Below are 23,131 nucleotides of genomic sequence, written 5' to 3' on the forward strand. Positions count from 1 at the left end.
TTTTAAAAATACTTTAATGAAAACTACTTTTTATTCACTTTTTACACTCTTATTGCTAATGGGATGTGCCGACAAAACTGAATCTGAACAAGTGCAACTAAAAACACTCTCAGAAAACAATCCTTTCAATGTTAAACTAAATGTGCCAATAGATTACGCATCTGTGGATGATGCTGCCATAGAAGAATATGTGGCAACCACCATTGATAATGTGGTGACTGAGGTAGAAGAAATCAAAGCGCAGGAAACACCTACGTTTGAAAACACCTTTGTGGCATACGACAGAATTAACAACCAATTGAGCAAAGCCAGTAATAATGCCTTTATGTTGTATTGGGTATCTACAGATTCTATTGTACGTGCTGAAGGTTTGAAAGGCAATCAGAAAGTGGATTCTTTAGGAACTGTAATTGGGTCTGATAAATTATTGTTTGAAAAGTTTGAAACTTTTGCTGCTTCAGAAGCTTACAATACACTGCAAGGGAATAGAAAGAAAATGGTGGATGACGTGATTGCAGGATTTAAGCAGTCTGGGGTTAATTTAAGTCCTGAAAACCTTGAGAAGTTTAAAACGCTTACAGCGGAAATCAGCGATTTGTCTTCACAGTATTCAACAAATATGAATACAGCTAATGAAGTGTTGACCTTAACAGAAGCAGAAACCGATGGTTTGCCAGAATCTTTCAAAGCTCAGTACAAACAAGAAGATGGTTCATATGATATTCCTGTAATCAACGCTACTCGAGTAACCATGTTGAACAACCCAAATAGCTCTGAGGTAAGAAAGGCCTACACTATTAAGTATGACAATCGTGGAGCCGATAAGAATTTAGAGATTTTAGACTCTTTGGTGAGCAAGCGTTACCAATTGGCGCAGTTGTTTGGAGCCAGATCCTATGCAGAGTATAATTTGAAATTGAAAATGGCCAAGACTCCGGAAACCGTATGGAACTTTATAGACGGCTTGGTAGCGGAATCAAAAGGTAAGGCTGTTGAAGATTTAAAAGTGTTGGAAGCTGTTGCGGCTAAGAGAGGTCAAACAGTAAACGCTTGGGATTTGGGATATTATAAAGATCAAATCTTAAAGAACGAATACAATGTAGACCACGAAAAGATTAGAGAATATTTGCCTATGGACGCTTGTTTGGAAGGTTTGTTTACCATCTATCAGCAATTATTGGGCTTAGAATTCCGTAAGGCTGAAAATGCTACTGTTTGGTCTGAAGAAGTGGAAGCTTACGAGGTGTTCGAGAACAATAAGTTGAAAGGGCGTTTCTATTTGGATTTATATCCAAGACCATTTAAAGAGACTTGGTTTTATGGAGTGCCATTAACTTATGGTAGACAGACAGCCGAAGGTTATGAAGTACCGGTAGCGATGTTGTTGGGGAATTTTACCAAGCCAACCGAAGATATGCCTTCCTTGTTGACCTATAAAGAATTGAACACGCTTTTCCATGAGTTTGGACATATTGTAAACAGCATGTCTTACGATGGAGAATTCAATGTGCAGGCTCAGGCCAATTCAGATTTTGTGGAAGCCATGTCGCAAATCTTTGAAAATTGGATTGGAAACTATGAGATGTTGAGTTCTTTTGCGAAACATTACAAAACAGGAGAAGTATTTCCTAAGGAGTTGTTCGATAACATGAAAGCCTCTCAAAATGTGTCGTCTGGTTTGAATGCACAGTCTATGTTGAGAAAGTGTATCTACGATATGAACCTTTATGACAAATACGATCCTGCCAACCCTGTAAATACAGATGAGATTTGGAAGAATATCGACAAACAAATGGGGGTTATGGATTGGTATGTTGACGGAACACATCCGCAAGGAAGTTGGATTCACGTGAACACCCACCCAACTTACTATTACGGATATTTATGGTCTGAAGTATACGCTCAAGACATGTTTACCCTTTTTGAGAAAAATGGTTTGACAGATCAAGAAACGGGAGTACGCTACAGAAAGTTGATCTTATCCAATGGTAGTCAACGTGATGTGGTAAGTGCTGTGGAAGAGTTTTTGGGAAGACCTTCCAACAACGAAGCGTATATAAAAAGTTTAGGGTTGGAGTAATTTGGTAACTATGATGGTGGTCATATTTTGTTTGGGTTAAGGGCTGTAAATTGCAATATGTTTAACCCTTAAAAGCCACAATCATGAAAATCAAAATTCAATACGTAAACCTAGATAACAGTAATTCTTTATCTACTTACACCATTAAAAAACTTGAAGGATTAGCAAAAAAATATGATTGGGTAATCAATTGCAGTGTTTCTTTTAAAGAAGATAACAATTATCAAAAAAATTGGAAAATTTGTAATATGGAATTGAGTCTGCCTGGTCCAAGAATTTTTGCCTCTTCAACCGAAAGGAATTTTGAAATGGCGGTTAAAGAAACTATTGGTGATTTGGAAAAACAGTTGAAAAAAAGAAAGCAAGTGTTTGCAACGTATTGATTTCGTGGGGTAAGTGATTTTTTCTATATTAGAGTAAGTTATTAATTAGTTAAAATCCAAAGCCTCTTATGAAACAAAAAGTTCTCTGCTTTTTTGTGGTGTTTTTGTTGGCCGTGTTACAAACCAAGGCGCAAAATGATACCATTGTTTTGAAAAACAACAATACCCTTGTTGGAACCATGAAAGAAATGAACAATGGGGTATTGACCATAGAAACTGATTATAGTAAAGACGATTTTAGAATAAAATGGCTGCATGTGAAACAAGTAAAAAGCATGCAGCTTTTTTTAATCAATCTATCCAACGGAAGACGTTTTAATGGTTCCATCAAAATGTCTGAAGAGCAAGCAGATACAGTACTCTTGGTGAATGAAGAGGAAAGTTTGGAGGTAAAGGTAGAGGAGATCGTTTATTTCAAGGAAGTAGAATCCGATTTTATCTCAAGGGTAGATGCTGAGGTTTCGGTGGGGTTTAACTTTACCAAAGTGAATAATTTGGCACAATTGGCCATTAACAGTAAAATTTCCTATACAGGCAGCAAATGGTTTTTTACTGGAGGTTACAATAGGGTGAGTAGTAGCCAGGACAATGTGGAGTCCACCATCCGTACCGATGCCAATTTAGGTTCCCGTTACTTTCTCAAACACGACTGGTTTGCATTGGCTTCGGCAAACTTTCTTTCTAATGACGAACAGAAATTAAAACTTCGTACCGCTGTTCAAGGTGGTATTGGGAAGTATATTATTCACTCCAATAAAATGTATTTGGCCTCGGGAGCAGGATTGGCATGGAACAACGAACGATATACGGATCCAGACATTAACAATAGAAATAGTTTGGAAGCCTTTTTGGCAGTGGAGGCCAATTTGTTCGATTTTGAGGATTTTGATCTGTACACTAATGTGACAGGGTATCCCAGTTTAACGGAAAAAAATCGATTCCGTACAGATTTGAACATCACAGGTAAATACGATTTGCCTTTTAATCTTTTTATAAAAATTGGACTCACCTATAATTACGACAATAAACCTGTAGAAGGTGCTTCTACCAACGATTACGTTTTCCAAACAACTTTTGGTTGGGACACCGATTAAGCCTATCGATGGTGATACGGTTCGTTTTTCAATATGGTAAAGGCTCTGTAGAGTTGTTCAATCATAAACAAACGTACCATTTGGTGTGAAAAGGTCATTTTGGACAAAGACACCTTTCCTTGGGCTTTTTGATACACTTCTGGTGAAAATCCGTAAGGACCGCCAATGACAAACACCAATTGCTTAATGCCTGAATTCATATGTTTTTGCAGGTATTCCGAAAAGTTCACGGAGTCCATTTGTTTGCCATTTTCATCCAACAAAACCAAAACATCGGTAGGCTGGAGTTTGTTTAAAATGAGCTCGCCTTCTTTTTGTTTTTGTTGTGCTTCGCTGAGGTGCTTTACCTTTTTTAGGTCGGGGATGATATCCAAATCGAATTTGATGTAGAATCCTAGACGTTTTTCATAATCGCTGATTAGGGATTGCAGGTCCTTGGAATCGGTTTTCCCTATGGCTAAAAGTTTTATGGTCATGTGGCAAAATTACAACTTAAGATTGTGAATTGAAATCTGTATATGGAATTCAATTATCGGAAATCTATTCTTATTTTAGCATAAAATATTGCAATCATGATTTCCAAGGCACAATTTAATAAAGAATTAGAATTAATCATTACCAATGCCATACGTGAAGATGTTGGGGATGGAGATCATAGTTCGATGGCTTGTATTCCGCTAACATCAAGGGGGAAAGCAAAACTTTTGGTGAAAGACAGTGGGATTATTGCGGGTGTGGAATTTGCAAAAATGGTCTTCAAAAAAGTAGATAAAAATTTAGCGGTAAAAACTTTTATTAAGGACGGCCGTTCGGTTAGAAACGGAGATGTTGTGTTCTATGTTGAAGGTTCTTCTCAATCCATATTAAAAGCGGAACGTTTAGTGCTTAATGCCATGCAGCGTATGAGTGCTATTGCTACAAAGACCAAAAAGTATGTAGATTTATTGGAGGGTACCAATACTAAATTGTTGGATACCAGAAAGACGACTCCTGGAATTCGAGCATTGGAGAAATGGGCGGTTAAGATTGGAGGAGGAGAAAATCACCGCTTCGCACTATATGATATGATCATGCTCAAGGACAACCATATTGATTTTGCTGGAGGTATCACCAAAGCTATTACCAAGACAAAACAATATTTGGAAGATACCGATAGGGATTTGAAAATCATTGTGGAGGCTAGAGATTTAAAAGAAATTAAGGAAATTCTGGAAAACGATGGCGTTTATAGAATTTTAATCGATAACTTTAATTACGAAGATACTCGAAAAGCGGTTCAAATGATTGGAGATAAATGCTTGACGGAGTCCTCTGGAGGGATCACTGAAGCTACAATTAAGGAATATGCCTTATGTGGTGTGGATTATATTTCGTCTGGAGCCATTACGCATTCTGTCAACAATATGGATCTTAGCTTAAAGGCTGTAGAGTAACTGTGTATTTTTCAATGATTAGCTAAACAAGATAGTCAATGACCAAACCCTTAGAAGAAAAGCTAGAATCAATACCTGTGATAAGTATGTTTATGCGGTTATTGAAAAAAATCCAGCTTCCAGCCCTAGAGGGATTGACATTATACGATTTACTAAAACTCTATATTACCGGTATTGTAAAAGGAGCAGTGACCTCACGGGCCAGTGCCATTGCATTTAGTTTCTTTACGGCGATCTTTCCCTTTTTACTCTTTATTTTAATTCTGATACCGCATATCCCAATCGATGGTTTTAGGGATGAATTCCTCATGTTTCTGGAATCTTTTTTACCGCCAAAAACTTCCGATTTCTTCTTTACCAATATCTTTGGAAATATTGAGAACACGGAGCGCGGAGGGTTGTTGTCTTCGGTATTTTTATTGTCTATCCTGCTTATGGCCAATGGAGTAAGCGCTGTGTTTTCTGGTTTTGAAAGTTCGTATCATGAGCAGCTTACAAGGAGTGTCTTTAGGCAATATTTGTTAGCTATGGGAGTCGCTTTAATTTTGGCCTTGTTGTTGATTATTACAGTGGCAATTTTTGGATATTTCGAGATTTATATCATTCAGCCATTATTGGATAGTTTGCAGGAACAGGGACTCGCGGCCAAGGAAACCAATGTCACTTGGCTTATTGTGGCCAAGTATGTCTTTTTTGTTTTGATGGTGTATATCGCTACAGCTGTGCTCTATTATTTTGGAACCAAAGAAGGAAAGTCGTCCAAGTTTTTTTCAGTGGGAGCTTTGTTTACAACCTTGCTCATCATTTTAAATTCTTATTTGTTTGGTATTTATATAGAAAACTTTTCGCAATATAATGAGCTCTATGGATCTATTGGGGCTTTGTTGATTCTTTTGTTTTATCTGTGGTTGAATTCAAATATCTTGTTGTTGGGCTATGAGCTTAATGCCACGATCAACCGTTTAAAGAAAAGCGTTTAGAATGCCGCATTTTATCGATGTTATATTACCAATTCCTCTGGAAAAACAGTTTACCTATCACATTACGGAGGCAGAATCTGAATTCCTAAAACCCGGTATGCGTGTATCGGTGCCTTTTGGGAAGAGTAAAATTTATACGGCCATTGTGTTGAGTGTCCATACCAAAAAGCCTTTGGTGTATGAGGCCAAGGATATTCATCAAATTTTGGATGAAGAACCTATTGTAACAGCGACGCAAATTCAGCACTGGCAATGGATTGCCAAGTATTATTTATCCACTTTGGGTGAAGTGATGCGTTCGGCGCTTCCCAATGCATTTATCTTGGAAAGTGAAACTGTAATTACAAAGGGAGAGGCTATTATTGAGGATGAAAGTGATTTACGGGATGATGAATTCTTGGTTTATGAAGCTCTTCAGTATCAATCGTCTTTAAAAATTCAGGACCTGGAGAGCATCTTGGACCGAAAGAATGTCCTTCCAGTGATTAAAAGATTACTGGAAAAAAATATCATTTCGGTAGAGGAGGAAGTTTACGAAAAGTACAAGCCCAAATTGGTGCGTTATGTAAAATTGGGAGCTTCCTATACTTCGGAAGATAGGCTTAAAGAACTTTTGGAACAATTGTCCAGAGCGCCAAAGCAAAGAGAGGTGGTGATGAGTTTGTTCATGCTTTCGGCTAAAACCCAAAAAGCTGTAAAAGTAACAGAATTGGCTGAGGAAAGTGGTGCCTCGTCTACCATTATAAAAGCGTTGATTGATAAAGGGATTTTTGAGGAATACCATATTCAAACGGACCGAGTACAATATGATGGAGAAGAAAATGTAGCTTCAAAAAATCTTAATTTTTATCAGGAAACCGCCCTAAAGGAAATTAAGGATGCTTTCGAGACCCAAAATATCACCTTGCTTCATGGGGTGACCTCTTCGGGGAAGACGGAGATTTATGTAAAGCTTATTGAGGAAATGGTGAACCAAGGGAAACAAGTGCTGTATCTCCTGCCGGAAATTGCCTTGACCACGCAGTTGGTCAACAGACTTCAGGATTATTTTGGTGAGAAAGTAGCGGTATTCCATTCCAAATATTCTTCTCATGAACGGGTTGAGGTGTGGAACAATGTGTTGAACAATGAACCCAAAGCACAAATTATTTTGGGAGCGCGGTCATCGGTGATGTTGCCGTTCCATGATTTGGGATTGGTGATTGTTGATGAAGAACATGAATTGTCCTTTAAACAGTTTGACCCTTCACCGCGTTACCATGCTCGGGATACGGCTATTGTTTTGGCCAGTTTGTTTAGGGCGAAAACTTTGTTGGGTTCGGCGACACCAAGTTTGGAAAGTTATTTCAATGCGCAACAGGGCAAATATGGTTTTGTGGAGTTGACACATCGTTTTAATAATGTGTTGATGCCAGATATTGAATTGATCGATATCAAGGACAAGCATAAACGAAAACGGATGAATGGTCATTTCAGCGATCGCTTGATTGAAGAAATTACCGAAACCTTATCCGAAGGGCATCAAGTGATCCTGTTTCAGAACCGTCGAGGCTTTTCACCCATTGTGGAATGCAATACCTGTGGTCATTCCCCGCAATGCCCCAATTGCGATGTGAGTTTAACCTATCACCAATATATAAGAGAGTTGCGTTGTCATTATTGTAGTTATCATATGGCCATGCTGCAAAGTTGCCAAGCCTGTGGAAGTGCCGAATTGGACAGTAAAGGATTTGGAACCGAACAAGTGGAAGAGGAGGCGAAGGCCTTGTTTCCAAATCATAAGGTGGGCCGGATGGATTTGGATACCACTAGAGGGAAATTTGGATATGAAAAAATCATCACGGCGTTTGAGCAACAGGAAATCGATATTTTGGTGGGAACCCAAATGCTCACCAAAGGTCTTGATTTTAGAAATGTGAAATTGGTAGGCGTGATGAATGCCGATAATTTATTGAACTTCCCAGACTTTAGAGCGCATGAACGCAGTTATCAGCTCATGGTGCAAGTTTCGGGTAGGGCAGGGCGTACAGATATTAGGGGGAAAGTATTGATTCAAACCTACGATCCGCATCATCGAATTCTTCAACAGGTATCAACCAATAGTTATTTGGATATGTTCAAAGAGCAATTGGACGAGCGCTACAACTTTAAATACCCACCTATTTATAGACTGATTAAAATTACTTTAAGGCATAAAGATTATAACCGTGTCAACTTGGCGGCTGATTGGTATGCGAAGTCGTTACGTCAATTTTTTGGAGAATACGTCTTGGGTCCGGAGTTTCCGCCGGTGGCTAGAATTCGGAATAATTACAATAAAAACATTTTGGTGAAAATTCCACAGAAACAGTCATTGGCTAAAACAAAAGAAGCTATCGTTAGAATAAACAATAGCTTCAATAGTGTTAAAGATTTTAGGGCTGTAAGAGTAGTTCTTAATGTTGACAATTATTAAATAATGACTTGATCCTTACCTAAGCTTTAGGGGAGTGGTCTATTAAATATTATTTAAAGCGTCTACAAGTTGGGTCTTTTTGTTTCTACTTAACGGAATCTCGTAAGCGCCAACTTCTACATTTTTACTGTTAAATCTGTCTACCTTGTCAAGGTTAACGATATAGGATTTGTGGATTCTTAAAAACTTGCCTTCTGGAAGCTCTTTTTCAAAGGCTTTCATTGTAGAAAGTACTACAAGGCTGTTTTCCTCGGTTACCAGTTTTACGTAGTCACCAAGAGCTTCAATCCATTTTATGTCCTTTATATATACTTTACGTTTTTTAAGGTTGCTCTTTACAAAGATATGCTCGCCATCAGTTTCGTTAAAGTCCATTTTTAGCTTGTGCTGTTCAATGGCTTTGTCTACTGAAATATTAAAGCGTTCTCTTGTGATTGGTTTTTGAAGGTAGTCGGTAGCGTCGTAATTAAATGCTTTAAAGGCATATTCAGTTTTACCGGTCACAAAAATAATTTGGGGCTTATTATTTAATACGTCCAATAACTCAAACCCATTCAAAACGGGCATTTCAATGTCTAAAAAGATTAAATCTACTTTGTGCGTGTTTAAACCATTTTTGGTTTCCAAAGCACTACTATATTCTGCAATTAGGTTAAGAGAAGGATGGTTCTCTATTAACTTTACGATGGATAAGCGTTGGATCGCGGAATCATCAACTACTACACAGTTTAAAGTCATAACATTGTTGTGTTTTAGGTTAAGATATCGACAATAGTACGAAAAATTCGGATAAAAACCAAAAAACATCGGTAAAACGTTAATTTTAACAAAAATTTATTGAAGGAAAAAGAAGGGCTTTTAATTGAAAAAATGTTGTTTGTATTGGAAATAATGGTTATTTTTGCACCCATTTTTAATTATAAATACATTTTTATATGAATCATTATGAAACTGTTTTCATCTTAAATCCCGTTTTATCTGAGACTCAGGTAAAGGAAACAGTAGAGAAATACGAAGATTTTCTTGTTTCTAGAGGGGCAAAGATGATAGCCAAGGAAGATTGGGGGCTTAAAAAATTGGCTTACCCAATTCAAAACAAAAAAAGTGGTTTCTATCACTTGTTTGAGTACACCGTAGAAGGTGAGGTTATTTCTCCACTAGAATTGGAGTTCAGACGTGATGAGCGTTTTATGCGTTACTTAACCGTGAAATTAGACAAGCATGCAATTGCTTGGGCTGAGAAGAGAAGAACTAGAAACAAACAAAAAGCGTAAATTATGTCTTCAATTGAACAACAAGCAAAAGGAAAGAAAGATGGAGAGATTAGATATCTTACTCCATTAAACATCGATACTAGCAAAACGAAGAAATATTGTCGTTTTAAAAAGTCTGGAATCAAGTATGTAGATTACAAAGATCCAGATTTCTTATTGAAGTTTGTAAACGAGCAAGGTAAATTGTTACCAAGACGTTTAACAGGAACTTCTTTGAAATACCAAAGAAAAGTATCTGTAGCTGTAAAGAGAGCGCGTCACCTTGCGTTGATGCCATATGTAGCAGATTTATTAAAATAAAATACCAATAACTATGGAACTTATATTAAGACAAGACGTTGAAAATTTAGGATTTAAAGACGATATTGTAACAGTTAAGAACGGTTATGGTAGAAACTTTTTGATCCCTCAAGGGTTTGCTGTAATGGCTACAGCTTCTGCTAAAAAAGTATTGGCAGAGACTTTAAAGCAAAGAGCATTTAAAGAAAAGAAAATTGTTGACGAGGCTACTAAAATTGCTGAGGCTTTGAAAGCTTTGGAAATCAAGATTGCTTCTAAGGCTGGTGCTGGAGATAAATTGTTTGGTTCTGTAACCAACATGGACTTGGCAGATGCTTTACAGAAGGAAGGTCACACTATCGAGAAGAAATTCATCAATGTAATTGGTGGTTCTGTTAAGAGATTAGGAAAATACGAGGCAGTTGTAAGGTTGCACCGTGAAGTGACTGTTGATTTACCATTTGAAGTTATTGCTGAAGCATAATTCGCAACATCATATTTATTAAAAAGGCCTCAACAAATGTTGAGGCCTTTTTTTTTGCTGTTTTTGGTCCTTAATTATTCGGTATTACTGAAGATTCCAATTTTAAAATTAAGGAATTTTTCCCATTAATTTTGGAAGGTTTGGTAGAGTAAAATACAATAGAGCTGTAAGCAAGTAGCGATTTTTGTGTATATTTAATTACATTAATTCAAAACTAACTAATTATTAGACAGTGAAATGAAAACTACTTTTTTCTCAATTTTGATGCTTTTTGCCTGTTTTGCAACAGTTGCGCAGGTAACGACTTCAAACATCAAAGGGTTGGTGTTAGATGAAAATTTAACGCCGCTTCCCGGAGCAAATGTTGTAGCTATACATAATCCCACAGGGACTAAGTATGGGGCAGCTACGAACTTTGACGGCCGTTTCAATCTGCTTAATCTTAGGGTCGGCGGACCGTATACTATTACCATAAGTTATGTTGGGTACAAGGGACAGGTTTACGAAGATGTTTTCCTTTCGTTGGGGATAACCAAGAATATAGATGTCACTATGGAAATTGATAGTGCCCAACTCGAAACTGTGGTTATACAGGGAACGGGTGGTGCTGGAACCTTTGGGAGTGATCGTACGGGAGCAGAAACTAGTGTTGGTAGAAGAGAACTAACAAGACTGCCAACAATTTCTAGATCCGCTGCAGATTTTACGCGATTGGAACCTACCGCTAGTAATGGCTCTTTTGGAGGACGAAACGACCAGTACAATAATTTCTCATTGGATGGAGCAATTTTTAATAATCCTTTTGGATTGGATGCAGCCACTCCTGGGGGGCAAACAGATTCACAACCTATTTCACTTGATGCTATAGATCAAATACAAGTGTCTACAGCGCCTTATGATGTTACACAATCTGGATTTACTGGGGCTTCTGTAAATGCAGTAACCAAAAGTGGGACCAACGAGTTTTACGGTACGGTTTACAGTTTTTACAGAAATCAGGATATGACTGGAAGTAAGGTAAAGGGCGATGACATATTTGTACCTAAATTAAGACAGAGTCAGATTGGGGTAAGTTTAGGAGGTCCTATCATAAAAAATAAACTGTTCTTTTTTGCCAATTTTGAAAGTGACGATCGGGAAGACTTGGGGCAAAGTTGGTTGCCGGATAGTGGAACAGGTGCTGTTAATGAGTCTAGGGTTGATGAGCAGGATTTAATAAATGTTCAAAATGCCTTGTTGAATTTAGGCTATAATCCTGGGGCATATGAAGGTTTTGTTTTCAAAACGAAGTCTACTAAAGGAATTTTTAAAATTGATTGGAATATTAATGATGCCAACCGCTTGGCGGTAATATATAATTTCCTCGATGCGTCAAAAGACAATACGGCGCACCCTACAGCATTAGGGTTCAGAGGGCCTAGTGCCTCTGTGTTACAATTTCAGAATTCTGGATACCAAATAAACAATGAGATTCAATCCGTTCAAGTGGAGTTGAATTCCACAATTTCGGATGTAACGGCCAATAAATTGCAGATGGGGTATACGCATTTCAACGATTTTAGAAATCCTTTTTCTTCTCCTGCCCCTGTAATTACCATTCAAGATGGGGCTGGTTCAAATTATATAATCGGGGGGCACGAACCATTTTCTATTCATAACAGATTGGATCAAAAGGTGATTCAATTTACCGATAACATGAACTTCTATAAGGGAGATCATACGTTTACTATTGGCACTTCATTTGAAAAGTTTATGTTTGATAATTCATTCAATCTTGCATCCTACGACAATTTTGGAGCTCCTGCCTATTATGGAACTTTTAATCCGTATCCAGATGTCGCTACATTTTTAGCCGATGCTGCCGATCCTAATGGTGTTCTCGCTCAAAATATTGCATATGCTCAAAGTGTATTTGATTCTAGAAACGCTTCTGGGGAAGGTAATGATGGCGGATGGAAGTTGTCGGAAACAAATGTTGGACAACTCGCTTTTTATGTTCAGGATGAATGGAATATTGCCGATAACTTTAAACTTACAATTGGCTTAAGGGCAGATAAGCCTTTGTACTTTGACACCTCCGATAAAATTCAGGAGTTTATAGATATAGATAATGGCGCTAGTGTAGATCCTAGTACTATTTATTATGATCCTGACACTGGAGAGGAAGTCACTCTAAACTCTACGAAATTGCCATCAAAACAATGGTTGTTTTCTCCACGTTTGGGAGTGAATTGGGATGTGAATAATGATAATATCACACAAGTTAGGGGAGGAACCGGGATTTTTACGGGAAGATTTCCCTTTGTATGGATAGGAAACCAAGTTAGCGGTGCCGATCAAGGCTTTTTTCAAATTACAGACCCCGATTTTAAATGGCCACAAGTGTGGAGGACTAGTTTGGGTATAGATCACAAATTTGAAAAGGGCTTTATTTTGACCTTTGATGCTTCCTATACAAAAGATATTAATGGAGCACAGGTTCAAAATTGGGGATTGAAAGATCCGACAGGCACTTTACAGGGGGTAGATAATAGATCCATTTATTTGCCGGATGACAAAGGCACTAATAATGCCTATGTTTTTACAAATAGTGATAAGGGTAGAGTGTGGAACCTTGTCCTGAAGGGGCAAAAAACGTTTTCCCATGGTTTGTACACAAGTTTGGCCTACAGTTATCTGAACTCAAAAGATGTCAATTCTATTGAGGCCGAAATTACGGGAGATGCTTTTGCTTTTAATCCATCGTTGGGAAATGTGAACAATGATCGGTTGGGCTATTCAAAATATGGGGACACCCATCGATTTGTAGGTGTTGGAAGTAAAAAATGGACTTATGGAAAGGATGGTATTTGGTCTTCAACAGTGTCATTTTTTATAGAGTATGCCCAGGGAGGTCGTTTTAGTTATACCTATGGAGGGGATATTAACGGTGATGGCTCTAGTGTTAACGACCTTATTTATATTCCAACAGAAAGTGAGATTCAACAAATGCAGTTTAGTGGAGCAGGTCAAGCAGATGCCTTCAATGATTATATCAGGCAAGATGACTACTTAAATGGCCATAGAGGTGAGTATGCCGAACGTTATGGAGCTCTTGCTCCTTGGAGAAGTCGTTGGGACATGAAATTTCTCCAAGATCTTAAAATTAAAGTCGCCAAGGAAAGATTTAATACAATCCAGCTTAGTTTGGATTTATTGAACGCCGGAAATTTATTGAATTCAGATTGGGGTGTTATTCAACAACCTAATAATGTACAGCCAATTGGTGTAACGGTAGATTCAAACAATCTTCCAACATACACTTTCAATGAAGATCTATCCAAAACCTTTGGTTATGATTCAAGCTTGCTTTCTAGATGGCAATTGCAAGTTGGTTTGCGATACATTTTTTAAGACGCATTAATATCCTTAAATTTGCGCTCCCAATATGGGAGCGCTTTTGTTTTTGAAAAATTAAAAAAGAACTATGAAATACAGCCGATTGACGAAAGAGCAATTTGAGGAATTGCATAAAGAGTTTATCAATTTTTTAGCAACACAATCCATCACTGCAGAAGAATGGGCAGAGATAAAGGCTAACAAACCTGAAGTGGCAGAACAGGAGTTGGATGTATTCAGTGATTTGGTTTGGGAAGGTGTTTTAGGGAAGGTAGCCTATTTAGAGCACATTTCTCCACAGCAAATCCACCTTTTCCATTTTACGGAAGGGCATATGCAACTAATTGCCATTAGACTTAAAAACGCGATAGATCTAACCACTCGAGACGGCTTTAATTGGTTGCGTGAAAACCTTATGGACGAAGATGTGGAGTTTTTAAATGCCAAAAAGGATTATACCGATGATAAGGCATTGGACAAATTCAAACTAATACAACAAGGTGGAGTGATTACCAAAGGAGAACTTTATCAATATTTTGATAAGCTTATCAACTAGTAAGTTACTCGTATCTTAAAGATTCTATCGGATCTAATTTTGCGGCTTTGATGGCGGGAAGTAATCCTGCCACAATAGCCACAATAAAGGCGATGGTAAAAGCCGAGAACATGGCCAGCCATGGAATGGCAAATTTAAAATCGGCCATTTTGGAGACAGCAAACCCAATAAGGCTGCCAAGAATGATGCCTACAATGCCTCCCATTTGTCCAATGAGGATGGCTTCCATAAAAAATTGAAAGGCTATAGTTTTCCGTTTTGCACCTAAAGCTTTACGGACTCCAATTTCACGAGTACGTTCTGTAACCGAAACAAACAATATGTTCATCAGGGCTATGGACGAACCAATGATGGTAATAATGCTAATAATCCAAGCTGCCAAATATAGGTAAGTGGTCATAGAACCAATTCGGTTCAATAAGTCATCACTGCGCTCTATGGCAAAGTTGGCAACTTCAACAGGATTGAGGCCTCTAATGTTTCTGAAGGTAATAATGGCTTCGTCTTGTGCACCCTCAAACATATCCTTTTTGTCTGATTTTACACTGATATTGTAATTGATGTAGGCACTGGTAAACATGCTTCTCGCTTTTTGAAGCGGAATGATCATTCTAAGGTCTTGGTTGTTTCCAAAAGTAGAGCCTTTGGACTTCAAAACGCCAATGACCTTAAATTTTGCGCCACGTACATTCAAGGTTTGGTTTATGGGATTGACATTGTCCAACAAAGCTTTTTTAAGGTCACTTCCTATCACACAAACACTATTGTTGTTTTCAATATCGAAAAAGTTAAAATCCCTTCCGTCCTCGATTTCCAGTCCTGAATTTTGGATAAAATGTTCATTTGCACCAATCACTGCGACCTCAGGATCTGTTTTTTGATTTTCATATTTTACCTCGGCCGCTGATGTGCCATAAAACGAAATGGAGGTTTTGGTGTACGGGAAGTTGTATTGGTCCTCAAAATCCTTGGCGTTGCGATAACTAATTATTGGATTGATCTTTTGGCGTTCCCGTCTACTATGGCGTTGTCCTGAAAATTCATAACGCTGAATATTGAAGGTGTTGGCCCCCATAGAGGAAAAGTCGCTTGAAATGGTGTTTTCCAAATTGGACACCGCACTTAAAATACCAACCAAGGCAGTAATGCCTATGGCAATGATTAAAACGGTTAAAACAGTTCGTAATACCTGACTTTTTACAGAGTCTAGGGCGATTCTAAAATTTTCTTTGGCCAGTGAAAACATTCAAAAGGAATTCTATAATTGGTGTCTTTTTCTATAAGACTTTAAATACCCAATAAAGTTACTATAAAATCGAAATAACTTATGACTGCCAGTAAAAATTATAATATTTTTGTGGTTCAATAACGTTAGATATGGCAAAAAAACCAGGAATACCAAAAGGTACGAGAGATTTTGGCCCCATGGAGGTGGCAAAACGAAATTATATTTTCAATACGATTAAAGCGAAATTTGAAACCTTCGGGTTCCAACCTATAGAAACGCCAAGTTTTGAGAATTCTGAAACCTTAATGGGAAAATATGGAGATGAAGGGGACCGCCTTATTTTTAAGATTTTGAATTCTGGTGATTTTTTAGGAAAGGTAAATGATGAGATATATGCTGAAAAGGATGCTCAAAAACTTACCTCTAAAATTTCAGAAAAAGCCCTACGCTATGATTTAACAGTGCCATTTGCCAGATATGTGGTACAGCACCAAAACGAAATTGAATTTCCGTTTAAGCGTTACCAAATCCAACCGGTTTGGAGAGCCGATAGACCTCAGAAAGGACGATTTAGAGAATTTTACCAATGTGATGCCGATGTGGTGGGATCTAAATCCCTATGGCAGGAAGTGGAGTTTGTGCAACTGTACGATGCGGTATTTACTGCTTTGAGGTTGAAAGGCGTTACCATCAAAATCAACAACCGTAAAATATTGTCGGGTATTGCCGAAGTGATTGGTGCTCATGATAAATTGATCGATTTCACCGTAGCCTTGGATAAGCTTGATAAAATAGGAGAAGAGAAGGTGAAGGAAGAAATGTTGGGTAAAGGGATTCCTCAGGAAGGTATCGATAAATTGCAACCGTTGTTTTCACTTTCTGGAACTTTTGAAGAGCAGGTTGCTGTGCTAGGTGAGATCTTAAATACTTCGGAAGAAGGTAAAAAAGGTATCGAAGAATTACAGTTCATTGACAATGCCATTACCGAATTAGGATTACAAACTGCGAAATTACAATTGGACGTGACCTTGGCTAGAGGTTTGAACTACTATACAGGTGCTATTTTTGAAGTGTCTGCGCCAAAAGGCGTAGCTATGGGATCCATTGGTGGTGGAGGCCGTTATGACGACCTAACCGGAATTTTTGGGTTGAAGGATGTGAGTGGTGTTGGAATTAGTTTTGGATTGGACAGAATCTATTTGGTTTTGGAAGAGTTGGATTTATTCCCTCCTACCATTACTGAAAATATAAAAGTCTTGTTTATCAATTTTGGAGAAGCGGAAGGTTTGGCCTGTCTAAAGGCTATAAAGGAGCTCCGTAAGCAGGGGGTCGCTGCCGAAATGTATCCAGATACCGCTAAAATGAAAAAGCAAATGAACTTTGCCAACAAACGTGAAGTGCCATTTGTAGTGATGGTAGGGGAGTCTGAATTGAACTCTAAAACCTATACCTTAAAAGACATGGCTACGGGTGAACAGCAAACTATTTTCCTAGAAGAATTGGTTGGAAGACTAAAATAACCAAACTATTATAAAATAAAAAGCCCCGAGGAATCTCGGGGCTTTTTTTATGTTGATGTGTTTACGACAAATTAGATGAACAATGCCAAGCTTAAAATAAATTGGTCTGGGCGTGTATCGATACGGTCCTGTAAAATACTAAGGTCATTGTTTAAAAATTGGGCTTCGTTGGAATTGAAACCTCTTTCATACCTTAAATCAATACTCAACTTATCAATTGTTACGCCAAAACCAACATTTAGTCCTGTGGTAAAATCGTTGTCAATTTGGTCAATAGTATTGTCGCCAAATTCAGTCTTTAAAATATATTGAAAAGACGGCCCTGCAAAAACGTGCAAAGGACCAACAACTCTAAATCCTAAAAGCATTGGGGCATCCAATTTTTGAACTTTAAGGTCGTCGTTGTCGTATTCACTTTTGGTATTGGTATACACCAATTCCGGTCTAAAATACAAACGACCACCTAATTTTCCGAAGAGCCCAAAATGGAACCCGATATTTCTATCGGGAGTTTTGTAACTCACCGAAGCCGCTTCAAAATATTCGCCATTGGTACTGTAATTCAATCCTCCTTTCAGTCCGTAGCCAATCAAGTCCTGTGCTTGGGCTTTATGGTTTAGGGCTGTTGTAAGAAGGATGGCACACAATAGGCCAAAGGCTTTGCCGTAATTCCTCTTTTTTAATTTGAAAAGCTTCTGTAACGTTTTCATAAATACTCTGTTTTAGATTTGGGTTATACCCTCTAAAACGTCATGAAACATTTATTATTTTCTTTTCATTACAGTTTGGGCAGCCTTCACGATAGCTTCGGCGTTCAATCCGTACTTGTCCATCAATTGTGCTGGCGTTCCAGATTCACCAAAAGTATCTTGAGTAGCTACAAATTCTTGAGGTGTTGGGTTGTGGGTTGCCAAGACTCTCGCAACACTTTCTCCAAGACCACCAAGGTAGTTATGCTCTTCAGCTGTTACAATACAACCTGTTTTGGCAACAGAATCCAAAATAGCTTGCTCATCCAACGGTTTGATGGTGTGGATGTTGATAACCTCTGCTGTGATACCTTTTTCGAACAAAGCTTTAGAAGCTTCCAAAGCTTCCCATACCAAGTGTCCTGTTGCTACAATGGTAACATCAGTTCCTTCGGTTAATTGGATTGCTTTTCCGATTTCAAATTTTTGATCGGCAGGTGTAAAGATTGGCACAGATGGACGTCCGAAACGTAAGTAAACTGGTCCGTCGTGTTCTGCGATAGCGATGGTAGCAGCTTTAGTCTGGTTGAAATCACATGGGTTGATAACCGTCATTCCAGGAAGCATTTTCATCAATCCTATATCTTCAAGGATTTGGTGGGTTGCACCATCTTCACCTAACGTTAAACCGGCGTGAGAAGCACAGATTTTTACGTTTTTACCTGAATAGGCGATAGACTGACGTATTTGGTCATAAACGCGACCTGTTGAGAAGTTGGCAAAAGTTCCAGTGAAAGGAATTTTACCTCCAATAGTGAAACCAGCAGCAATTCCCATCATGTTGGCTTCAGCAATTCCTATTTGGAAAAAACGCTCTGGATTTTCTTTGATGAACTCTCCCATTTTTAAGGAAGGGGTCAAATCGGCACATAGTGCTACAACATCAGGATTGGTACGTCCCAATTCAGCCAAACCAGCTCCAAAACCACTTCTTGTATCTTTCTTTTCTGTATATGTATATGTTTTCATTGTGTGTTGCGTTGTTATTAGTAATCTCCTAAGGTTTCTGGGTTTTGGCTTAATCCATTCTCCAATTGATCATCGTTTGGAGCTTTACCATGCCATTCGTGAGTGTACATCATAAAGTCAACCCCATTACCCATAATGGTTTTTAATAAAACACAAACTGGTTTTCCTTGACCTGTTTTTGATTTGGCTTCGGCCATTCCTTTAATGATGGCTTCCACGTTGTTTCCTTCTTCAATTTCAACAACAGTCCAACCAAATGCTTCAAACTTTTCACGGATATTACCCATTGGCAATACTTCGTCTGTTGCGCCGTCAATTTGTTGGCCGTTCAAATCTACGGTTGCAATAATGTTGTCTACTTTTTTAGCAGCCGCATACATAATCGCTTCCCAGTTTTGACCTTCTTGAAGCTCACCATCTCCGTGCAAGCTGTACACCAAGTGAGCGTCGTTATTCAATTTTTTTGCCTGTGCAGCACCAAGTGCTACAGACATACCTTGCCCCAACGATCCAGAAGCAATTCTTACGCCTGGTAACCCTTCGTGTGTAGTTGGGTGTCCCTGTAAGCGGGAATCAATTAATCGGAATGTGTTTAATTCTTCTACTGGAAAGTATCCAGCTCTAGCTAATACACTGTAAAATACAGGAGAAATGTGTCCGTTGGACAAGAAGAAAAGGTCTTCGCCTATTCCGTCCATGTCAAAACCTTCCTTTCGATCCATGATCTCATTGTACAGTGCTACCATAAATTCGGTGCATCCCAAAGACCCCCCAGGGTGGCCTGAGTTTACCTTGTGTACCATACGCAGAATATCTCTACGCACTTGAATTACTAAGTCTTCTAATTGTTGTGTGTTTGGCATCTTTAAAACGTATTTTTTAAAGCCGCTAAAATAAGGCTTTATGGGGGGTAAACAAAACGAATACAGAGGTATTTTAGGCTCATTTTCAACATAGTTTTTAAAGTTTATTTTTAAATATCAAGAGAGATCGTGTTTAGTTAATTATCTTTGCCGATCGACACGTTTTTTAAGCCTTGTAAACTTGATAGTTAAGGATTCTTTTTAAGGAATTGCAAAAGATTTTTGGGCTTGATAAAAATTATACGCAGAACGGATGAAATTTGACTTAAAAGCGAAAGACCCTCAAAGTAGTGCAAGGGCAGGGGTAATTACCACCGATCACGGCACCATTGAAACTCCCATTTTTATGCCTGTGGGAACTGTGGCTTCTGTAAAAGGGGTACACCAACGTGAATTGAAAGACGATATCAACCCAGATATTATTCTTGGAAATACCTATCACCTATATTTACGCCCGCAAACCACTATTTTGGAAAAGGCTGGTGGACTGCACAAGTTCATGAATTGGGATAGAAACATCTTGACCGATTCTGGAGGGTATCAAGTTTATTCGCTTTCTGGGAATAGAAAAATCAAGGAAGAAGGGGTAAAGTTCAAGTCGCATATTGATGGAAGTTATCACACCTTTACTCCTGAAAATGTGATGGAAATCCAAAGAAGTATTGGGGCAGATATCATCATGGCTTTTGATGAATGTACACCGTACCCATGCGATTATAACTACGCCAAACGTTCCATGCACATGACCCACCGTTGGTTGGAAAGATGTATCAATCATTTGGATAAAGTACCGTTTAAATACGATTACAGTCAGGCGTTTTTCCCAATTGTTCAGGGGAGTACCTATAAAGATCTAAGAAAGCAATCTGCTGAATATATTGCCAATGCAGGCGCTGTTGGAAATGCAATTGGAGGCCTATCTGTGGGAGAACCGGCAGAGGAAATGTATGCTATGACCGATGTTGTAACGGCCATTTTGCCGGAGGATAAACCTCGTTATTTAATGGGAGTTGGGACGCCTATCAATATTTTGGAAAATATTGCGTTAGGTATTGACATGTTCGATTGCGTAATGCCAACGAGAAACGCCCGTAACGGTATGCTGTTTACGGCCCACGGAACCATCAACATTAAAAACAAAAAATGGGAAGATGACTTTTCACCAATTGACGAAATGGGTATCACGTTTGTAGATACTGAATATAGCAAAGCCTATTTACGACACTTGTTCTCTGTAAATGAGCTCTTAGGAAAACAAATTGCCACAATCCATAATCTCGGGTTTTATTTATGGTTGGTTAGAGAAGCAAGAAAACATATATTAGCGGGAGATTTCAGAACCTGGAAAGATATGATGGTTAAACAAATGGACAAGCGTTTATAAGCCTATGAAAATACTGGATTGGTACATACTTAAACGGTATTTGTTTACATTTTTAATGATGCTGTTGCTGTTTATCCCTATTGGAATTACAGTAAACTTAGCAGAAAAAATCGGAAAGATTTTAGAGAACGAAGTACCGTTTCCTGCCGTGGCACAGTACTATCTGGATTTTACTATTTATTTCGCGAATCTGTTGTTCCCTTTGTTCTTGTTTTTATCCGTGATATGGTTTACTTCCAAATTGGCCAATAACACGGAAATCATTGCATTTTTAAGTTCAGGGGTGTCCTTTTCAAGGTTTTTGAGACCTTATATGATTGGTGGAACCATCGTAGCCGGTTTTGCATTATTGCTCGGGTTGTACTTGGCGCCTTTGGCAAGTAAAGGGTATAATGAGTTTCGATATAAGTATTTGAAGAAGAACAGCAATGTTATTGAAACACAGGATATCTACCGACAGATCAATGACCATGATATTATCTACGTAAGTCGTTTTGACCCAAAAATGAAACGAGGGAATAAATTCACCTTGGAACATTACGACGGTAACAAGTTGGAATATAAGATTTTTGCAGATAACATCACTTATGTGGATAAAGACAGTACCTATAAACTTACCAATTTCCTGAAACGCACTTATGATGAGAATGATGAAGTCTTGGAAAGTATAAGAAGGTACGATACGCTTTTTAAGTTTGATTTGGACGATCTTACTCCAGCCAATTACATGGCGGAGACCTTATTATATGGTGAACTGAACAGATTCATTCAAAAAGAGAAAAAGAGAGGGTCTTCCAATATTGGGCGTTATGAGGTAGTGAAGTATAAGAAATGGAGCTTACCTGTGTCCGTTTACATTCTTACTATTATAGCTGTGGCCGTGTCTTCTATAAAACGAAGGGGAGGTATGGGAGTTAACTTGGCCTTTGGAATTTCCATAGCCATGGTTTATGTGTTTTTTGATAAGGTATTTGGGGTGATGGCAGAGCAGTCAGACTTTCCTCCGTTGGTAGCCGTCTGGTTTCCAAATGTAATCTTTGGTATATTAGCACTATACCTTCTATACAATGCCAAACGCTAAGCTAAAACACTATCTGCAGTTACACTTTTTGGTTTTTATTGCAGGGTTCACTGCAATTCTAGGAGAGCTAATCTCTGTTGGAGCAATGGATTTGGTATGGTATCGAATGCTTATTGCCAGTGTTTTGGTGTTTGGGTATATCAAGTACAGAAAGCTGGATATGGGCCTTAGTGCCAAAACCATATCTAAGTTTATATTAGCTGGAATTCTTATCGCCTTACATTGGATCACCTTTTTTGAGGCCATCAACCAATCCAACGTGTCTATTACCTTGGCCATGTTTTCAACGGGGGCTTTTTTCGCTTCATTCGTAGAACCATTAATCCATAAGCGCCGTATTGTGTGGTATGAAATAGTCTTTGGGCTGATTGTCATTCTAGGTGTGTTTTTAATATCAAGGGGCGAGCTACATTATATTAATGGGATGATATTGGGAGTTGTTTCGGCTTTATTGTCTACTCTTTTTTCGGTGCTAAACGGTGCCTTTATCAAACAGTATAATGCAACCATTATTTCGTTTTATGAATTGCTAAGCGGTGTTTTGTTTTTAAGTGTGTTTATGTTGTTTAAAGGTGGTTTTAATGCAGAATTCTTTCAGATTTCATGGATGGATTTATTATACCTATTTATTCTAGGATCTATTTGTACCGCATATGCCTTTATAGGTGCAGTAAAAGTGATGAAGTATATCAGTCCTTATACCGTAATTCTGTCCTACAATTTAGAACCTGTTTATGGTATTGTTTTGGCAGTGTTGTTATTTCCTGAGACAGAAATCATGGGCATCCATTTCTATTATGGGGTTGTATTGGTTTTGGGAACCTTGGTTTTGGAGGCCATTTTAAAACAGTGGAAGGCAAAAAAAGGAAACGCTAATTAATTGGTAAAACCCGTTAAAGTTTTTCTATTCTTCACCAATATATTTAATTTTGTCCCGTCAT

General features: G+C 38.3%; 21 protein-coding genes. 15 read left to right on the forward strand and 6 right to left on the reverse strand.

What is annotated here, in order from left to right:
• The first annotated feature begins 16 nt into the window (after positions 1 to 16).
• From ZA05_RS14185 to ZA05_RS14195, 3 genes are all read left to right on the forward strand, one after another.
• Positions 17 to 2,080: a M3 family metallopeptidase gene (locus ZA05_RS14185; protein ID WP_082333785.1), complete on the forward strand. Its 2,064-nt coding sequence runs from the start codon at positions 17 to 19 to the stop codon at positions 2,078 to 2,080.
• A gap of 83 nt (positions 2,081 to 2,163) precedes the next feature.
• Entirely contained in the window at positions 2,164 to 2,463 is a 300-nt protein-coding gene (locus ZA05_RS14190) for an HPF/RaiA family ribosome-associated protein (protein WP_053992340.1), read from the forward strand.
• Positions 2,464 to 2,531: 68 nt separating this feature from the next.
• Positions 2,532 to 3,557, forward strand: a complete 1,026-nt coding sequence (locus ZA05_RS14195; RefSeq protein WP_053992341.1) for a DUF481 domain-containing protein — start codon at positions 2,532 to 2,534, stop codon at positions 3,555 to 3,557.
• 2 nt (positions 3,558 to 3,559) lie between these two features.
• Here ZA05_RS14195 and rlmH read toward each other — a convergent pair whose 3' ends face one another.
• On the reverse strand, positions 3,560 to 4,033 hold the full coding sequence (rlmH, locus tag ZA05_RS14200; protein WP_053992342.1) for a 23S rRNA (pseudouridine(1915)-N(3))-methyltransferase RlmH: 474 nt from the start codon (positions 4,031 to 4,033) through the stop codon (positions 3,560 to 3,562).
• 96 nt (positions 4,034 to 4,129) lie between these two features.
• Between rlmH and nadC the strand changes: the two genes are divergently transcribed.
• Genes nadC through priA form a run of 3 tightly spaced genes read left to right on the forward strand, consistent with a single transcriptional unit; the run spans position 4,130 to position 8,425 of the window.
• On the forward strand, positions 4,130 to 4,990 hold the full coding sequence (gene nadC, locus ZA05_RS14205; RefSeq protein WP_053992343.1) for a carboxylating nicotinate-nucleotide diphosphorylase: 861 nt from the start codon (positions 4,130 to 4,132) through the stop codon (positions 4,988 to 4,990).
• 38 nt (positions 4,991 to 5,028) lie between these two features.
• The gene (locus ZA05_RS14210) at positions 5,029 to 5,970 is read left to right on the forward strand and encodes a YihY/virulence factor BrkB family protein (RefSeq protein ID WP_053992344.1); all 942 of its coding nucleotides are present in this window, start codon (positions 5,029 to 5,031) and stop codon (positions 5,968 to 5,970) included.
• A gap of 1 nt (position 5,971) precedes the next feature.
• On the forward strand, positions 5,972 to 8,425 hold the full coding sequence (priA, locus tag ZA05_RS14215) for a primosomal protein N' (RefSeq protein WP_053992345.1): 2,454 nt from the start codon (positions 5,972 to 5,974) through the stop codon (positions 8,423 to 8,425).
• Positions 8,426 to 8,467: 42 nt separating this feature from the next.
• On the opposite strand, the gene ZA05_RS14220 is transcribed toward priA, so the two are convergent.
• On the reverse strand, positions 8,468 to 9,163 hold the full coding sequence (locus ZA05_RS14220; RefSeq protein WP_053976999.1) for a LytTR family DNA-binding domain-containing protein: 696 nt from the start codon (positions 9,161 to 9,163) through the stop codon (positions 8,468 to 8,470).
• Positions 9,164 to 9,360: 197 nt separating this feature from the next.
• Here ZA05_RS14220 and rpsF point away from each other — a divergent pair, with 197 nt between their 5' ends.
• From rpsF to ZA05_RS14245, 5 genes are all read left to right on the forward strand, one after another.
• Positions 9,361 to 9,699, forward strand: a complete 339-nt coding sequence (rpsF, locus tag ZA05_RS14225; protein WP_053992346.1) for a 30S ribosomal protein S6 — start codon at positions 9,361 to 9,363, stop codon at positions 9,697 to 9,699.
• Between the two features lie 3 nt (positions 9,700 to 9,702).
• On the forward strand, positions 9,703 to 9,999 hold the full coding sequence (gene rpsR / locus ZA05_RS14230) for a 30S ribosomal protein S18 (protein ID WP_053975405.1): 297 nt from the start codon (positions 9,703 to 9,705) through the stop codon (positions 9,997 to 9,999).
• 13 nt (positions 10,000 to 10,012) lie between these two features.
• Positions 10,013 to 10,462, forward strand: coding sequence for a 50S ribosomal protein L9 (gene rplI / locus ZA05_RS14235; protein ID WP_053992347.1), 450 nt, complete (start codon positions 10,013 to 10,015; stop codon positions 10,460 to 10,462).
• A 237-nt stretch (positions 10,463 to 10,699) separates the two neighbouring features.
• Positions 10,700 to 13,855, forward strand: a complete 3,156-nt coding sequence (locus ZA05_RS14240) for a TonB-dependent receptor domain-containing protein (protein ID WP_053992348.1) — start codon at positions 10,700 to 10,702, stop codon at positions 13,853 to 13,855.
• 73 nt (positions 13,856 to 13,928) lie between these two features.
• Entirely contained in the window at positions 13,929 to 14,396 is a 468-nt protein-coding gene (locus tag ZA05_RS14245; protein ID WP_053992349.1) for a DUF6495 family protein, read from the forward strand.
• Positions 14,397 to 14,400: 4 nt separating this feature from the next.
• On the opposite strand, the gene ZA05_RS14250 is transcribed toward ZA05_RS14245, so the two are convergent.
• A complete protein-coding gene (locus ZA05_RS14250; protein ID WP_053992350.1) occupies positions 14,401 to 15,642 on the reverse strand; it encodes an ABC transporter permease in 1,242 nt (413 codons plus the stop codon).
• Positions 15,643 to 15,773: 131 nt separating this feature from the next.
• Between ZA05_RS14250 and hisS the strand changes: the two genes are divergently transcribed.
• The gene (hisS, locus tag ZA05_RS14255) at positions 15,774 to 17,144 is read left to right on the forward strand and encodes a histidine--tRNA ligase (protein ID WP_053992351.1); all 1,371 of its coding nucleotides are present in this window, start codon (positions 15,774 to 15,776) and stop codon (positions 17,142 to 17,144) included.
• A gap of 71 nt (positions 17,145 to 17,215) precedes the next feature.
• Here the strand turns inward: hisS and ZA05_RS14260 are convergent, their stop codons facing one another.
• Genes ZA05_RS14260 through ZA05_RS14270 form a run of 3 tightly spaced genes read right to left on the reverse strand, consistent with a single transcriptional unit; the run spans position 17,216 to position 19,725 of the window.
• Positions 17,216 to 17,854 (reverse strand): outer membrane beta-barrel protein, encoded by a 639-nt coding sequence (locus tag ZA05_RS14260; protein WP_082333786.1) that lies wholly within the window; start codon positions 17,852 to 17,854, stop codon positions 17,216 to 17,218.
• 54 nt (positions 17,855 to 17,908) lie between these two features.
• On the reverse strand, positions 17,909 to 18,862 hold the full coding sequence (locus ZA05_RS14265) for a transketolase family protein (RefSeq protein WP_053992352.1): 954 nt from the start codon (positions 18,860 to 18,862) through the stop codon (positions 17,909 to 17,911).
• A gap of 17 nt (positions 18,863 to 18,879) precedes the next feature.
• Positions 18,880 to 19,725, reverse strand: a complete 846-nt coding sequence (locus ZA05_RS14270) for a transketolase (RefSeq protein WP_053992353.1) — start codon at positions 19,723 to 19,725, stop codon at positions 18,880 to 18,882.
• Between the two features lie 253 nt (positions 19,726 to 19,978).
• Between ZA05_RS14270 and tgt the strand changes: the two genes are divergently transcribed.
• The 3 genes from tgt to ZA05_RS14285 are packed head-to-tail and all read left to right on the forward strand — an operon-like array spanning position 19,979 to position 23,070.
• Positions 19,979 to 21,109: a tRNA guanosine(34) transglycosylase Tgt gene (gene tgt / locus ZA05_RS14275; RefSeq protein WP_053992354.1), complete on the forward strand. Its 1,131-nt coding sequence runs from the start codon at positions 19,979 to 19,981 to the stop codon at positions 21,107 to 21,109.
• Positions 21,110 to 21,113: 4 nt separating this feature from the next.
• The gene (locus tag ZA05_RS14280) at positions 21,114 to 22,190 is read left to right on the forward strand and encodes an LptF/LptG family permease (RefSeq protein WP_053992355.1); all 1,077 of its coding nucleotides are present in this window, start codon (positions 21,114 to 21,116) and stop codon (positions 22,188 to 22,190) included.
• On the forward strand, positions 22,177 to 23,070 hold the full coding sequence (locus tag ZA05_RS14285) for a DMT family transporter (RefSeq protein WP_053992356.1): 894 nt from the start codon (positions 22,177 to 22,179) through the stop codon (positions 23,068 to 23,070). The genes ZA05_RS14280 and ZA05_RS14285 overlap by 14 nt, the downstream gene beginning before the upstream one ends.
• Positions 23,071 to 23,131 lie beyond the last annotated feature (61 nt).

Origin of the sequence: Mangrovimonas sp. TPBH4, assembly GCF_001280505.1 — a bacterium.
GTDB lineage: Bacteria > Bacteroidota > Bacteroidia > Flavobacteriales > Flavobacteriaceae > Mangrovimonas_A.

What these genes read in the sequence shown, in the direction of transcription:
- ZA05_RS14220 (WP_053976999.1), bottom strand. Translation starts at nt 9,163, where the DNA reads ATGACTTTAAACTGTGTAGTAGTTGATGATTCCGCGATCCAACGCTTA.
- tgt (WP_053992354.1), top strand. Translation starts at nt 19,979, where the DNA reads ATGAAATTTGACTTAAAAGCGAAAGACCCTCAAAGTAGTGCAAGGGCA.
- ZA05_RS14285 (WP_053992356.1), top strand. Translation starts at nt 22,177, where the DNA reads ATGCCAAACGCTAAGCTAAAACACTATCTGCAGTTACACTTTTTGGTT.
- priA (WP_053992345.1), top strand. Translation starts at nt 5,972, where the DNA reads ATGCCGCATTTTATCGATGTTATATTACCAATTCCTCTGGAAAAACAG.
- ZA05_RS14195 (WP_053992341.1), top strand. Translation starts at nt 2,532, where the DNA reads ATGAAACAAAAAGTTCTCTGCTTTTTTGTGGTGTTTTTGTTGGCCGTG.
- nadC (WP_053992343.1), top strand. Translation starts at nt 4,130, where the DNA reads ATGATTTCCAAGGCACAATTTAATAAAGAATTAGAATTAATCATTACC.
- ZA05_RS14250 (WP_053992350.1), bottom strand. Translation starts at nt 15,642, where the DNA reads ATGTTTTCACTGGCCAAAGAAAATTTTAGAATCGCCCTAGACTCTGTA.
- hisS (WP_053992351.1), top strand. Translation starts at nt 15,774, where the DNA reads ATGGCAAAAAAACCAGGAATACCAAAAGGTACGAGAGATTTTGGCCCC.
- ZA05_RS14280 (WP_053992355.1), top strand. Translation starts at nt 21,114, where the DNA reads ATGAAAATACTGGATTGGTACATACTTAAACGGTATTTGTTTACATTT.
- ZA05_RS14260 (WP_082333786.1), bottom strand. Translation starts at nt 17,854, where the DNA reads ATGAAAACGTTACAGAAGCTTTTCAAATTAAAAAAGAGGAATTACGGC.
- rpsF (WP_053992346.1), top strand. Translation starts at nt 9,361, where the DNA reads ATGAATCATTATGAAACTGTTTTCATCTTAAATCCCGTTTTATCTGAG.
- ZA05_RS14240 (WP_053992348.1), top strand. Translation starts at nt 10,700, where the DNA reads ATGAAAACTACTTTTTTCTCAATTTTGATGCTTTTTGCCTGTTTTGCA.
- ZA05_RS14265 (WP_053992352.1), bottom strand. Translation starts at nt 18,862, where the DNA reads ATGAAAACATATACATATACAGAAAAGAAAGATACAAGAAGTGGTTTT.
- rpsR (WP_053975405.1), top strand. Translation starts at nt 9,703, where the DNA reads ATGTCTTCAATTGAACAACAAGCAAAAGGAAAGAAAGATGGAGAGATT.
- rlmH (WP_053992342.1), bottom strand. Translation starts at nt 4,033, where the DNA reads ATGACCATAAAACTTTTAGCCATAGGGAAAACCGATTCCAAGGACCTG.
- ZA05_RS14210 (WP_053992344.1), top strand. Translation starts at nt 5,029, where the DNA reads ATGACCAAACCCTTAGAAGAAAAGCTAGAATCAATACCTGTGATAAGT.
- ZA05_RS14185 (WP_082333785.1), top strand. Translation starts at nt 17, where the DNA reads ATGAAAACTACTTTTTATTCACTTTTTACACTCTTATTGCTAATGGGA.
- ZA05_RS14190 (WP_053992340.1), top strand. Translation starts at nt 2,164, where the DNA reads ATGAAAATCAAAATTCAATACGTAAACCTAGATAACAGTAATTCTTTA.
- rplI (WP_053992347.1), top strand. Translation starts at nt 10,013, where the DNA reads ATGGAACTTATATTAAGACAAGACGTTGAAAATTTAGGATTTAAAGAC.
- ZA05_RS14245 (WP_053992349.1), top strand. Translation starts at nt 13,929, where the DNA reads ATGAAATACAGCCGATTGACGAAAGAGCAATTTGAGGAATTGCATAAA.
- ZA05_RS14270 (WP_053992353.1), bottom strand. Translation starts at nt 19,725, where the DNA reads ATGCCAAACACACAACAATTAGAAGACTTAGTAATTCAAGTGCGTAGA.